The sequence below is a fragment of the Janthinobacterium sp. GW821-FHT03C10 genome (assembly GCF_059420865.1).
Window position 1 is genome coordinate 319,322 of record NZ_JBWKUN010000001.1, and the last position, 13,554, is coordinate 332,875.

Here is a 13,554-nt window from a genome sequence, read left to right on the forward strand (position 1 = left end):
CAAAGGAAACCGATGATAGTACGATCACTCCGAATGTCCTTGCGCTTCATCCTGCCGCTTGCCCTCGTGCTGGGACTGTTTGCCTATATCGTGGTACCCCTGCTCGATAACATTACCCTGCGCTGGTATGTGCGCGACCTCGACAGCCGGGCCGAATTGCTCGCTGGAACTCTCCGCCCCTCGCTCACCGAATACCTGCCCGCGCAAGATGCCGACCGCGTCAAGGAACTGTTCCAGGGCGCCACGCGCGACGAACGCCTGATCGCCATCGGCTTTTGCGACAACGCGGGCCACTTGCTGTACCAGTCCGCGCAATACCCAACCTCCATCGGCTGCTGGAGCACGCCTTCGACGGGCGGCCTGTACAAATCCCTGGCGCAACTGCCGCAAGGGCAAGTCCACCTCAGCGAAACCCCCGTCATGCAGGACGCCTCCCAGCTGGGCCGTTTGGTGCTGGTGCAGGACATGAGCTTTGTCGAACGCCGCAATACCGATACCAAGCGTTTCATCTTTGCCTTCCTGGCCGTGCTGGCCGTGCTGATTTCCCTGATGACCGTGTTCGTCGCCCACCTGAGCTGGCGCGGCTGGCTGACGGCCGTGAAGGATATTTTACGGGGCGAGTTGCTGCCGAAAAGCAATGGCGCAGTGGCCGCCGCCACGGCGCCCGCCGCCGCGCCCGCGCCGCCGCCGGAAATGCAGCCGCTGATCGGCGACTTGCGCGAATTGCTGCAGGAATACCATCTGGAACGCCAGGGCGATAACGGCTGGTCGTCCGACTGGACGCCGGACAAGCTGCGCGCGCTGCTGGAAGCGGATTTGCAGGGCGACCAGGTGCTGGTCGTGTCGAACCGCGAACCGTATATCCACACGAAAGCCGATGACGGCAGCGGTGATATCCGCGTGCAGCGCCCGGCCAGCGGCCTGGTGACGGCCGTGGAAGCCGTGATGCGGGCGTGCTCCGGCACATGGATCGCGCATGGCGCCGGTTCCGCCGACCGCGAGACGGTCGATAAGCTCGACCATGTGCCCGTGCCGCCCGACAATCCCAGCTATACCTTGCGCCGCGTGTGGCTGACGGAAGAGGAAGAGCAGGGCTATTATTATGGTTTTGCCAATGAGGGCATGTGGCCGCTGTGCCATATCGCCCACGTGCGCCCCGTGTTCCGCTCGTCCGACTGGGAGCAGTACGTCAAAGTCAACCGCCGCTTCGCCGATGCCGTGATCGCCGAGGCGAAGACGGACAATCCCGTCGTGCTGGTGCAGGACTATCACTTCGCCTTGCTGCCGCGCATGGTGCGCGAAGCCTTGCCGAAGGCGACGATTATTACTTTCTGGCATATCCCCTGGCCCAACTCGGAATCGTTCGGCATTTGCCCATGGCGCGAGGAAATCCTCGACGGCTTGCTGGGCAGCACGATCCTGGGCTTCCACACGCCATTCCACCGCAAGAATTTCCTCGAAACGGTGGACCGCTACCTGGAAACCCGCATCGAGCCGGAAGCATCGACGATTTCCTACGGCGGCGAGATGACGCAGGTCGAGGATTACCCGATCTCGATCGCCTGGCCGGAAGACGACCCGGCGCAGCCCGACGTGGCCGCGTGCCGCGCGCAAATCCGCAGCGAGCTGGGCGTGGCACAAGACCACTTGCTGGGCATCGGCGTGGACCGTCTCGATTACACGAAAGGCATCGTCGAGCGCTTCCAGGCCGTCGAGCGCATGCTGGAGCAGCAGCCCGGCATGGTCGGCAATTTTACGTTCGTGCAGATCGCCGCCCCCAGCCGCGCTTCGCTCGATGAATATCAAAGCTTCGACGCCAGGGTGCGCAAGATGGTCGAGCGCATCAACCGCCGCTTCGGCAGCGGCGATTACGTGCCCATCCTGCTGAAAGCGGAGCACCATGGCCAGGACGATCTGCAGCGCTATTTCCGCGCCTCGGAAGTGTGCATGGTGACGAGCTTGCATGACGGCATGAATCTGGTGGCCAAGGAATTCATCGCCGCGCGCGATGACGAGCTGGGCGTATTGGTACTGTCGCAATTCACGGGCGCGGCGCGGGAACTGCATGAAGCGCTGATCATCAATCCTTATCACATCGAGCAGGGCGCCGACGCCCTGTACCGCGCCCTCGTGATGCCGCCCGTGGAGCAGCGCGAGCGCATGAAGAGCATGCGGGCACGAGTCAAACATTTCAACGTCTACCGCTGGGCCGGGCGCATGCTGCTGGACGCGGCCCGCCTGCGCCAGCGCGACAAGGTCATGACCAAGATCGACGCCCACAGCCGCATCAAGCGGCGCAAGGGGATGTGATGGCCGATATCCCTGACGATAGCGCAGCCCTGTTGCAGCTGCTGAGTGCGCCCGGAACAGCCGTCTTCCTTGACTTCGACGGCACCCTGGTCGACCTTGCGCCCACGCCCGACGGCGTGCGCGTAGCGCCCGGCGTCATCGAAGCGCTGGCGCTGCTGGCCGAGCGTCATGGCGGCGCGCTGGCCCTCATTTCCGGCCGTCCCGTGGCGCAGATCGACGCGATGCTGGCGCCCCTGGTCTTGCCTGTTGCCGGCGTGCATGGCGTGGAGCGGCGCGGCGCCGATGGCGCGTTGCACATGGCGGCCACGCCCGACGTGTCGCCCGTGCTGGCGCGCGCGCAGGCGCTGGCCTCCGTCCACCCCGGCTTGCTGGTGGAGCAGAAGCGGGGCGCCGTGGCCCTGCATTACCGGCTGGCGCCACACCTCGAGCAATTGTGCCTGCAGGAAATGACAGCCGCCGTGCAAGCGTGCCCGGGGGTATTGCTGTTGCATGGCAAAATGGTTCTGGAAGCGAAGCCGGCCGCCACCGACAAGGGCGGCGCCATCGCCGCCTTCATGCAGGAAAGCCCCTTCGCCGGCCGCCGGCCCGTGTTTGCGGGCGACGACACCACCGACGAGGCAGGCTTTGCCTTTGTACAACAAGCAGGCGGGCAGGGCGTCAAAGTGGGCAGCGGCCCCAGCGCCGCCACTTTGCGCCTGACCAGCCCCGGCGCCTTGCGCGCCGCCTTGCTGGCCGCTGCCGTATCCCCGACATCGAAGGAGTAGCCCATGACGACATCCCATGACACCCGCGCCAGCCAACCGCCCGCGCCAGCATCGCTGAACTGCGGCGTGGTGGGCAATTGCGCCTTCAACGCCCTGATCGACCAGGCAGGGCAGGTCGTCTGGTCCTGCCTGCCCCGTTTCGATGGCGATCCCGTCTTTAACCGCTTGCTGGACGACACGGAAAACGGCAGCGTGTGGGCCATCGACATCGAGAACTTCGCCCGCAGCGAGCAGTTCTATGAGCCGAACACGGCCGTACTGCGCACGCGTTTGTACGACACGCAGGGGCGCGGCGTGGAAATCACGGATTTCGCCCCCCGTTTCCTCAGCCGCGACCGCATGTTCCGCCCGCTGATGCTGATCCGCCGCGTCCGGCCGCTCGACCACGCCGTGCGCATCCGCGTGCGCCTGCGCCCCCGCTACGACTGGGGCAGGCTGGCGCCGCAGATCACGCAGGGCAGCCACCACATCCGCTACGTGGGGCCGGAACAGACCTTGCGCCTGAACACCGATGTGTCGCTCAACTATGTACTGAGCGAAACGTATTTCGTGCTGGGCGGCACGGCCAACTTCCTGCTGGGCCCCGATGAAACCCTGGCCGGCGGCATTGACGAGACGGCGCGCATCTTCGAAAAGGAAACGATCAACTATTGGCGCACCTACACGCGCCGCCTGGCCGTGCCGCTGGAATGGCAGGACGTGGTCATCCGCGCCGCCATCACCTTGAAACTGTCTTTATATGAAGACACGGGCGCCATCATCGCCGCCATGACCACCAGCATTCCGGAAGCGCCGGGCAGCAGCCGCAACTGGGATTACCGCTATTGCTGGCTGCGCGACGCCTTCTTCGTCGTGCGGGCATTGAACAGCCTGTCCGAGGTGGGCACGATGGAAGAGTATTTGCGCTGGCTGACGAATATCGTCGCCCGCTCGAAAGGCGGCCACATCCAGCCCCTGTACGGCATCGGCCTGGAAGAGCAGCTGCCCGAATCGATACTCGAGCACTTGCCCGGCTACCGGGGCAATGGCCCCGTGCGCGTGGGCAACCAGGCGCAGGAACACTTCCAGCACGACGTCTACGGCAATATCGTGCTGGGCGCGGCGCAGGCCTTCCTTGACCACCGCCTGTTCCACCGGGCGGGAAAAGCCGAGTTTGCCGCGCTGGAAGCCGTGGGCGACCAGGCATTCCGGCTGCATGCGGAGCCGGACGCGGGCATGTGGGAGCTGCGCACGCGCGCCAGGGTCCACACTTCGTCCATGCTGATGAGCTGGGCCGCCTGCGACCGCCTGGCGAAAGTCGCGCATAAACTGGGCTTGCCGGACCGCGCCGACCACTGGAACAGCCGCGCCGTGCTGATCCGAGAAAGATTACTGCGCGAAGCGTGGAGCGAGGAGCGCCAGGCGTTTGCGGAAAGCCTGGGCGGGCGCGACCTCGACGCTTCCGTCCTGCTGATGGCGGAAGTCAATTTCATCGATCCCATGGACCCCCGTTTCATCGCCACCGTCGACGCGCTGGAAGCATCGCTGTGCGACGGCCCCTACATGCGCCGCTACGAGGCGCCCGATGACTTCGGCAAACCCGAGACTGCCTTCAACATCTGCACCTTCTGGCGCATCGACGCCCTGGCGCGCATCGGCAGGAAGGACGAGGCGCGCAAGATCTTCGAAACCATGCTGCTGGCGCGCAACCACCTGGGCCTGTTGTCGGAAGACACGCACCCGGTGACGGGAGAGATGTGGGGGAACTTTCCGCAGACGTATTCGATGGTGGGCTTGATTAACTGTGCCGTGCGGTTGTCGGCGCCTTGGGATAGTGCTATTTAAGTGCGGGCCTGGATCGCGGGCCTGAGAGTTGTCCATGGCTGCGTTGCTTGGGCTTGCCGTACATACGTACTGTCTGCGCCCGCGCGCCTTGCCCTGGGCATTTTTCAGGCCCGCTGGGCCCGAGGTGCCCGGGTTGGAGACCCGGGCCTTGGTTTGTTTTGCCATTGTTTAGATGTTAAGTCAGAGTTTTGGGTAAAGCTGGCTCCCTGCGCCCATACAACCTGCACTCCGCCGCCAGCGCCAGCAAATTGGGATCGCGCTCGCGGCTGCTCTGCATCAGCAGGGTGATTTGCTGGTGCGAGCCGTAGCGGGCGTCGAGGGGCAGCAGTTCGATGCGCGAGCTGAAGGCGCGCACGCGGCCGGGCAGCAGGCTGTAGCCGATGCCGCCGCTGACCAGGTTGATCAGCGAGAAGATGTCGCCCACCCGCATGGCCGTGTCGGGCACGAATCCCGCCAGCTCAAACGCGTGGTTGAAGCTTTGCGAGGTGACGAAACCTTCGTTGAGGGTGACGAATTTGTCGTCGCGCAACTGTTGCAAGTCCACCGATGCCGCCCCCGCATAGGGCGAGGCGAGCGGCGCGGCCAGGTAGATGTCGTCCTGGAACAGGGGCACGGCCACCAGGCCCGCATGCTGTTCGTCTTCCTGCACGCCGATGATGATGGCGTCCAGGCGGCCGTCTGCCAGGCTTTGCAGCAGGTCGCGGTTCGAACCGAGGGTCAGGTCGATGTCCAGACCCGGCCGGCGCAGTTTCAAGGCGATCACCAGCTGTGGGATGCAGTGCAGGGTCAGTGAATACAGCGAACCGATTTTCAGGCGCACGGGGTTGATGCCCGACATTTCGCGCACCTTGCGCACGCCTTCCTCGCATTCGGTCAGCGCCCGGCGCGCCGATTCGGCAAAGGTGTAGGCCGTATGCAGCGGGATCAGGCTGCGCCCCTCGCGCTTGAACAGGGGGCAGCGCAAGCCGTCTTCCAGCGAGTGCAGGGCACGGTGCACGCTGACGGTGCTCTGGCCCAGCGCATCGGCCACCCGCGCCAGGTTGTTCAATTCCATGAAGCTGAGAAACACTTCCAGCTTTTTCAGGGTAATTTCTTCGTTGATGGCCATGATTAGCCTCTTTCAAGGGAGTTCATTAACTTCAGGGTAATGAACATGCTAGCAGATTGATTGTCGCGCTGGCGCTTTCGTTCTATCGTCTGGACTCGATAGCTCATTCCGGAGGCATGATGTCAACCGCCACAGCAGCGCCAGCGCAGCGGCAAAAACAATGGGACACGCGGCGCACCGAGAAACGCCGCCGCCTCGATGCCGTGCGCCAGTACGCGAGCGGCCCCGTGCTGCAACAGGGCGATATGGTCGCCGTGCTCGAAGCGCTGCTCGCGCCGGGCGACCGCGTCGTTCTTGAAGGCAATAACCAGAAGCAGGCCGATTTCCTCGCCCGCATGCTGGCCCAGGTCAACCCCGACAAGATCCACCATCTGCACCTGATCATGCCCAGCGTCAGCCTGCCCGAACATCTGGACTTGTTCGAGCGCGGTATCGCCCGCAAGCTGGATTTTTCGTTCGCCGGCACGCAAAGCCTGCGCATCGCCCAGTTCCTGCAGGATGGCTTGCTGGAAGTGGGCGCCATCCACACGTATATCGAACTGTATGCGCGCCTGTTCGTCGACCTCACGCCCAACGTCGTCATGGTGGCCGGCTACATGGCCGACCGCCAGGGCAATCTGTACACGGGCCCCAGCACCGAGGACACGCCGACGCTGGTCGAATCGGCCGCCTTCCGCGACGGCATCGTCATCGCCCAGGTCAACCAGATCGTCGACGACGTCAGCGACTTGCCCCGCGTCGACGTGCCCGGCTCGTGGATCGATTTCGTGGTGCAGTCCGACAAGCCCTTCTTCATCGAGCCTTTGTTTACCCGCGATCCGCGCGTGATCAAGCCCGTGCACGTGCTGATGGCCATGATGGCGATCCGCGGCGTGTATGAAAAACACCAGGTGCAGTCGCTGAACCACGGCATCGGCTTCAATACGGCCGCCATCGAGCTGATTCTGCCCACGTATGGCGAGCAGCTGGGCTTGAAGGGCAAGATTTGCCGCAACTGGGTGCTCAACCCGCATCCGACCCTGATACCCGCCATCGAGACGGGCTGGGTCGAGAGCGTGCACTGCTTCGGCGCGGAGCTGGGCATGGAAGGCTATGCGGCCGCGCGGCCCGACGTGTTCTTCACGGGCCGCGACGGCTCGATGCGCTCGAACCGCGCCCTGTGCCAGCTGGCGGGCCAGTACGCGGTCGACCTGTTCATCGGCGCGACTTTGCAGATGGATGGCCTGGGCAATTCCTCGACCGTCACCAACGGCCGCCTGGCCGGCTTCGGCGGCGCGCCCAATATGGGCCACGACCCGCATGGGCGGCGCCATCCGACGCCGGCCTGGCTGGACCTGATCGAGACGGACGACCCGCTGGCGCGGGGCAAGAAGCTGGTGGTGCAGATGGTCGAGACGTTCCAGGACGGCGGCCAGCCGACCATCGTCGAATCGCTCGACGCCGTGGCCGTGGGCCAGGCCAGCGGCATGCCGCTGGCGCCCGTGATGATCTATGGCGACGACGTCACCCACGTGCTGACGGAAGAGGGTATCGCCTACCTGTACAAGGCCCGTTCGCTTGAGGAGCGCAAGGCCATGCTGGCGGCCGTGGCCGGCGTGACGCCCATCGGCCTGCGCCACGACCCGAAGACGACGGCAAAGCTGCGCGCCGACGGCCTGATCGCGCTGCCCGAGGATATCGGCGTGCAGCGCGGCGCGGCGAACCGCTCGTTGCTGGCGGCGAAAAGCATCGCCGACCTGGTCGAGTGGTCGGACGGCCTGTATCAACCCCCCGCCAAATTCAGGAGCTGGTAATGAGCGCAATGATGACGACAATGATGATGACGCCGGTGCCGGTGCGGGAACACTCGGCCGCGTTGGCGCGGCAGGTGCTGCAGGCGCTGCTCGACGAAGTGACCCTGACGCCGAAACCGGGCCTGGTCGATTTGCGCAGCCGCGGCGCCCACTCGGACTTGAACTGGGCCCTGATGTGCCACTCGGCCTGCGTGCTGGAGCCCGTGTTTGCCGCCATGGCCCAAGCGGTTTGGGAAAGCGACGATGACGATGACCTGCGCCAGCGCATCGGCGCCCTCGGCCGCGATGGCGAGGCGCTGATGCTGGCGGCCACGGGCGGCGTGAACACGCACCGGGGCGCCATCTGGGCCCTGGGCCTCCTGGTGACGGCGGCGGCGCAGCTGGGCGCGCGCGGAGCGTCGCTGGCCTCGCTGGCGCCGCACGCCGTGGCGGCGCGGGCCGGCGCGCTGGCCCGTTTGCCTGACCGTGGCGCGCCTGGCTCCACCGGCAACAAGGGCGAGCTGGCGTGCCGCCAGTATCACGTCGATGGCGCGCGCGGCCAGGCCCGCGCCGGCTTCCCCCTCGTGACGGGCGCGGGACTGGCGCAGCTGCACGCGTCGCGGGCGCGCGGCGACAACGAAACGACGGCGCGCCTGAATGCCTTGCTGGCGATTGTCAGCCAGCTGGACGACACCTGCGTGCTGTCGCGCGGCGGCGAGGCGGCCTTGCTGGACCTGCAGGCGGGGGCGGCGCGGGTGCTGGCGGCCGGCGGCGCGGCCACGGCAGATGGCGCCAAGGCGCTGCTGGCGCTGGAAGCGGTGGCGCTGGCGCGCGGCGTGTCGCCGGGCGGCGCGGCGGACCTGCTGGCGGCGACCCTGTTCCTGGACAGATTACAAGAAGGAGAAGCGCATGGAAACGCGTGACTACACATTCCCCGCCGGGCAGCCGGCATCGGGGCGCGCCCTGGCCGGCGTCGTCGGTTCGGGCGACCTGGAAGTGCTGCTGCAGCCGGGCGGCGATGGCGTGACCCGCATCGTCGTCAACACCTCCGTCGACGGCAAGGGCGCCGTGTGGGATGCGCTCTTGCTGCGCGTGTTCGGCGGCGAGCCGCTGCCGGCGGCTAGCATCGTCATCAACGATTGCGGCGCCACGCCGGGCGTGGTGCGCATGCGCATCGAGCAAGCCTACGAAGAATTGCAAGCGGGGAGGGCGGCATGAGCACATTGACGGAACTGCTGGAGCGCGACAGCTTCATCGAACGGGGGGCGCGCAGCCGCGCGCGCGCCTTGCTGGATGCGGGCAGCATGCGCGAACTGCTCGACCCGTTCTGCGGCATCGCGTCGCCCTGGCTGCCGCAGCAGGGCGTGACGGCCCAGGCGGATGACGGCGTGGTGGTGGCCAAGGGCTTGTTCGACGGCCAGCCGGCCGTGGTGCTGGCCATCGAAGGCGCCTATCAGGGCGGCAGCATGGGCGAGGTGGGCGGCGCGAAGATCGCCGGCGCGCTGGAACTGGCGGCGCGCGACAACCGCCAGGGCGTGCCGACGCGCGCCGTGATCGTGTTCGAGACGGGCGGCGTGCGCCTGCAGGAAGCCAACCTGGGCCTGGCGGCGATTGCCGACATCCACGCCGCCATCGTCGACCTGCGCCGCTACCAGCCCGTCATCGGCATCACGGCCGGCACGGTGGGCTGCTACGGCGGCATGTCGATCGCTGCGGGCTTGTGCAGCTATTTAGTAGTGACGCGTGAAGCGCGACTGGGTCTCAATGGCCCCGCCGTGATCGAGCAGGAGGCGGGCGTGGACGAATTCGACTCGCGCAACAAGCCATTTATATGGAGCCTGACGGGCGGCGAACAGCGTTTTAAGAGCGGCCTGGCCGACGCCTATGTGGAAGACGATACGGCGCAGATGCGCGCCACGGTGGCCGAATTGTTCGCACGCGGCGTGCCGGCCCGGCACCGCAGCGACCAGGCGGAAAGCTACCTGGCGCGCCTGGCCGATGTCGACGCGGCCGTGCAAGCCACGCCGGAAGCCGTACGTTTGATCTACAGCAAAGGAGCCGCAGCATGAACGCCATCACCGATACGAGCCGCGGCGCCGTCTGGCTGGCGGCCCTGACGCACAACGCCGCGCCGCTGGACGGCTATCCGCCTTCCGTGCGCGTGGTCGACGCGCCGCTGGCCGGCGCACCGGCGCGCTATCTGGCCGTGCTGCCCGACCCGGACAACCGTTTTACGCGCGCCCGCACGGGTGAAATCGGCCTGGTCGAGGCGTGGCAGCTGGCGCGCGCCGTGCAGCAGGTGGTTGTTGAAGACCGCGACCTGGCCGTCAAGCGGCCGTTTGTTGCCGTCATCGACGTGGCCAGCCAGGCGTATGGCCGGCGCGAAGAAGCGTACGGCATCCACCAGGCGCTGGCCGGAGCGGCGGGGGCTTACGCCGAGGCGCGCCTGGCCGGCCATCCCGTCATCGGCCTGATCGTCGGCAAGGCCATGTCGGGCGCGTTCCTGGCGCACGGCTATCAGGCCAACCGCCTGATCGCGCTCGACGATCCGCAAGTGATGGTGCATGCGATGGGCAAGGCCTCGGCCGCGCGCATCACCTTGCGCACGGTGGCAGCGCTCGAAGCGCTGGCCGCGACGATTCCACCGATGGCTTATGACGTCAAGAATTACGCGACCCTGGGCCTGCTGTGGCAAACCTTGCAGCTGGCACAGCCGGACGCGCCGTCGGAGCTTGATCTGGCGCAGGTGCAGGGCAGCCTGCAGGCGGCGCTGGCCGACATCCGCGCCGATCCGGAAAGGGATCTTTCCAGCCGCCTGGGCGCGCCGCATCGCCAGGCGTCGGCAAAAGTCAGGGAGGTGCTGGGGCAGCAGTGGTAAGTGAAATAACAGAGAAGACACCAAGTCATTCCTATTCCAATAACGGAGACAATCATGATCATTTACGGAACCGCACTGCTGGCCCTGTGCCATTTGCTCGGCATCTTCCTGGGCGACCTGCTCGGGCAGCTGATGGGCGTCAAGACCAACGTGGGTGGGGTGGGCATCGCCATGCTGCTGCTGATCTGCGCCCGGCTCTACATGCAGCGCCGATCCTGGCTGCCGCAGATGACGGAGCGGGGCGTCGAGTACTGGGGCGCCATGTATATTCCCGTGGTGGTGGCCATGGCGGCGCAGCAGGACGTGGTTGCGGCGCTGCGCGGCGGGCCGGTGGCCGTGCTGGCCGCCATCGCTTCCGTGCTCGTCTGCGGCGCCGTGATCTCGCTGATGAACCGGATGGAAACCGCGCGCATGGAAAACCCGGCCGCGGTCGCCGCTACCGATTCGGACCAGATTCTCGTCAAGGAGCACCGTCATGCTTGAAATCTTTGAAAAAGCCGCCATCCACAATGGCCTGGTGACGGCATTCGCCTTTGTCGGCCTGATCATGCTCGTATCGATGGCGCTGTCGAAATACCTGACCTTCGGCCGCGTGCACGGCTCGGCCATCGCCATCGTGATCGGCCTGGGGCTCGCTTACTGGGGCGGCGTGCATAGCGGCGGCCACAAGGGCCTGGCCGATTTGTCGCTGTTCGGCGGCATCGGCCTGATGGGCGGCGCCATGCTGCGCGACTTCGCCATCGTCGCCACCGCCTTCGAGGTGCAGGCGACCGAGGCGCGCAAGGCGGGCCTGATCGGCCTCGTGGCGCTGCTGCTGGGCGTGGTGCTGCCGTTTCTCGTCGGCGCCGGCGTCGCTTACGCGTTTGGCTATTCGGACGCCGTCAGCATGACCACCATCGGCGCCGGCGCCGTCACCTACATCGTCGGCCCCGTCACGGGCGCGGCCATCGGCGCCAGCTCGGACGTCATGGCCCTGAGTATCGCGGCAGGCCTCATCAAGGCCATCCTCGTGATGGTGGGCACACCCGTCGCGGCGCGCTCCCTGCGCCTGAAGACGCCCCGTTCGGCGATGGTCTTCGGCGGCCTGGCCGGCACCGTCAGCGGCGTATCGGCGGGCCTGGCCGCCACCGACCGCAAACTGGTGCCGTATGGCGCGCTGGTGGCCACGTTCCACACGGGCCTGGGCTGTCTGCTGGGCCCTTCGCTGCTGTTCTTTGCCGTCAAGGCGGTGGTGGCCTGATGGAAGCCTGGCGCGCGCATGATTTGCTGTGGGTGTCCGGCTTGCCGGACGGCGCATCCATGCCTGCCTGGGCCGATACCGGGTGGCTGGCCGCCGCGCCGCTGGTGGTGCGGCGCGCCAGCTGCGGGCCCGGGCGCATTCCCGTGGGTGTGCGCGGCCTGCTGCGCAGCGAGCGGCAGGCGTGCGAAGTGGAAGCGGCCGCCGTCGTGCGCCGCGTGACGCCGGAAATGCTGGCCTGCGCGCCAGTGCCTGATTTCTCCTGCACCGCGCTGGACGCATTGCGGCAGGTCGCGCCCCTGCTCGACGCCACGGGCTGGGCCTGGGGGCCGACGGGCGGCGTGGGTTTCGCGCTGGCCAGCGGCTTGCCCGTGCTGCGGGCCGACAGCGACCTCGATCTTGTGCTGCGCCTTGCCGCGCCGCCGGACGCCGCCCAGGCCGAGGCCCTGCGCGCCATCGCGGAGACTGTCACGGCATGCCGGCTGGACCTGCAGATCGACACGGGCCATGGCGGCTTTGCGTATGCCGAGTGGGCGGCGGGGCGGGGCCGGGTCCTGCTGAAGACGGATCGCGGTCCCGTGCTGACGGCCACGCCATGGGGGCTTGCATGAGCGTGTTGTTTACCTTTCCCGGCCAGGGCGCCCAGACTCCGGGCATGCTGCACGCGCTGCCCGGCGACGCGGCGGTGGCGGATACCCTGGCCGAAGCGGCTGAAGTGCTGGGCTGCGATCCCTTGACGCTGGACACGGCTTGCGCGCTGGCGTCGACGCGGGCCGTGCAACTGTGTCTGCTGATCGCGGGCGTGGGCATGGCGCGCTCCTTGCGCGCGCGCGGGGCGCTGCCCGACATGGTGGCCGGCTTTTCCATCGGCGAGTATGCGGCGGCCGTCGTCGCCGGCGCGCTCGATTACGGCGATGCCGTGCGCCTGGTGGCGCGGCGCGGACAGTTGATGGAGCAGGCGTATCCCACCGGTTACGGCATGGCTGCCATCATCGGGCTTGATCCGGCGCAGCTGGAACCCTTGCTGGCCCGGGTGCATGGCACCGCCACGCCCGTGTATATCGCCAACCTGAATGCGCCGCGCCAGATCGCCATCGCCGGCAGCGAACCCGCCCTGCAAGCCGTGATGGCGCTGGCCATGGCGCATGGCGCCGGTAAGGCCAAGCGCCTGGCCGTCAGCGTGCCGTCGCATTGTCCGCTGCTGGAAGGCGCCGCCGCCGACATGGCCGCCGCCTTCGAGGGCGTGTTTGTCCGCCGCCCGTCGCTCGTCTACCTCAGCAGCAGTGCGGCGCGCGCGCTGTTCGACCCGGCCCGCATCCGCGACAGCCTGGCCGCCAACATGGCCCAGCGCGTGCAATGGGCCGCTACCGCGCGCCTGGCGTGGGAGCGGGGCGCGCGGCTGGCGCTGGAAATGCCGCCGGGCAGCGTCCTGACGCGCCTGACGGCGCCCGACTTCACGGATGGCGTGGCCGTCTGCTGCGACGGCAACCGGGGCGACAGCCTGCTGGCGCTGGTGGCCAGGGAGCGGGGCGGCACCTTGCCTTACAACGCCTAACACAACCGTAGCGAGCGGATGTGAGTTGTGGTGGAGAAGCGCAACTGTACGAAGGTACAGTGAGCATCGCAGACCGCAAATCGCGACGCGCAGTAGGTTTTGATAG

Annotated in this window: 13 protein-coding genes; 12 read left to right on the top strand and 1 reads right to left on the bottom strand. The window is 67.0% G+C overall.

The annotated features are described in order from the left end of the window. Positions 1-33 precede the first annotated feature (33 nt). Genes AC07VH_RS01160 through AC07VH_RS01170 form a run of 3 tightly spaced genes read left to right on the top strand, consistent with a single transcriptional unit; the run spans position 34 to position 4,898 of the window. The gene (locus tag AC07VH_RS01160; RefSeq protein ID WP_494786481.1) at positions 34-2,310 is read left to right on the top strand and encodes an alpha,alpha-trehalose-phosphate synthase (UDP-forming); all 2,277 of its coding nucleotides are present in this window, start codon (positions 34-36) and stop codon (positions 2,308-2,310) included. Further along, positions 2,310-3,074 carry a trehalose-phosphatase gene (gene otsB, locus AC07VH_RS01165; RefSeq protein WP_494786482.1) on the top strand — a complete coding sequence of 255 codons (765 nt, stop codon included), beginning with the start codon at positions 2,310-2,312 and terminating at the stop codon, positions 3,072-3,074. The genes AC07VH_RS01160 and otsB overlap by 1 nt, the downstream gene beginning before the upstream one ends. Before the next feature lie 3 nt (positions 3,075-3,077). Next, on the top strand, positions 3,078-4,898 hold the full coding sequence (locus AC07VH_RS01170; protein WP_494786483.1) for a glycoside hydrolase family 15 protein: 1,821 nt from the start codon (positions 3,078-3,080) through the stop codon (positions 4,896-4,898). 175 nt (positions 4,899-5,073) lie between these two features. Here AC07VH_RS01170 and AC07VH_RS01175 read toward each other — a convergent pair whose 3' ends face one another. Next, positions 5,074-6,006: a LysR family transcriptional regulator gene (locus AC07VH_RS01175; RefSeq protein WP_494786484.1), complete on the bottom strand. Its 933-nt coding sequence runs from the start codon at positions 6,004-6,006 to the stop codon at positions 5,074-5,076. A 116-nt stretch (positions 6,007-6,122) separates the two neighbouring features. Between AC07VH_RS01175 and mdcA the strand changes: the two genes are divergently transcribed. From mdcA to mdcH, 9 genes are read left to right on the top strand one after another with little or no spacing between them, the layout of a single operon-like run. Further along, positions 6,123-7,799 (top strand): malonate decarboxylase subunit alpha, encoded by a 1,677-nt coding sequence (gene mdcA / locus AC07VH_RS01180; protein ID WP_494786485.1) that lies wholly within the window; start codon positions 6,123-6,125, stop codon positions 7,797-7,799. Continuing rightward, positions 7,799-8,701 (top strand): triphosphoribosyl-dephospho-CoA synthase, encoded by a 903-nt coding sequence (locus AC07VH_RS01185; protein ID WP_494786486.1) that lies wholly within the window; start codon positions 7,799-7,801, stop codon positions 8,699-8,701. The genes mdcA and AC07VH_RS01185 overlap by 1 nt, the downstream gene beginning before the upstream one ends. After that, positions 8,688-8,996: a malonate decarboxylase subunit delta gene (locus AC07VH_RS01190; RefSeq protein ID WP_475416793.1), complete on the top strand. Its 309-nt coding sequence runs from the start codon at positions 8,688-8,690 to the stop codon at positions 8,994-8,996. Before AC07VH_RS01185 ends, AC07VH_RS01190 begins: the two co-directional genes overlap by 14 nt. After that, a complete protein-coding gene (locus AC07VH_RS01195) occupies positions 8,993-9,847 on the top strand; it encodes a biotin-independent malonate decarboxylase subunit beta (protein ID WP_494786487.1) in 855 nt (284 codons plus the stop codon). Before AC07VH_RS01190 ends, AC07VH_RS01195 begins: the two co-directional genes overlap by 4 nt. Further along, a complete protein-coding gene (mdcE, locus tag AC07VH_RS01200) occupies positions 9,844-10,656 on the top strand; it encodes a biotin-independent malonate decarboxylase subunit gamma (protein ID WP_494786488.1) in 813 nt (270 codons plus the stop codon). Before AC07VH_RS01195 ends, mdcE begins: the two co-directional genes overlap by 4 nt. Positions 10,657-10,710: 54 nt before the next feature. Then, the gene (madL, locus tag AC07VH_RS01205; protein WP_494786489.1) at positions 10,711-11,139 is read left to right on the top strand and encodes a malonate transporter subunit MadL; all 429 of its coding nucleotides are present in this window, start codon (positions 10,711-10,713) and stop codon (positions 11,137-11,139) included. Continuing rightward, positions 11,132-11,896 carry a malonate transporter subunit MadM gene (madM, locus tag AC07VH_RS01210; protein ID WP_494786490.1) on the top strand — a complete coding sequence of 255 codons (765 nt, stop codon included), beginning with the start codon at positions 11,132-11,134 and terminating at the stop codon, positions 11,894-11,896. Before madL ends, madM begins: the two co-directional genes overlap by 8 nt. Beyond that, complete coding sequence (locus tag AC07VH_RS01215; RefSeq protein WP_494786491.1) at positions 11,896-12,504, top strand: malonate decarboxylase holo-ACP synthase; 609 nt, start codon at positions 11,896-11,898, stop codon at positions 12,502-12,504. The genes madM and AC07VH_RS01215 overlap by 1 nt, the downstream gene beginning before the upstream one ends. After that, positions 12,501-13,448, top strand: coding sequence for a malonate decarboxylase subunit epsilon (gene mdcH, locus AC07VH_RS01220; RefSeq protein WP_494786492.1), 948 nt, complete (start codon positions 12,501-12,503; stop codon positions 13,446-13,448). Before AC07VH_RS01215 ends, mdcH begins: the two co-directional genes overlap by 4 nt. Positions 13,449-13,554: the final 106 nt, after the last annotated feature.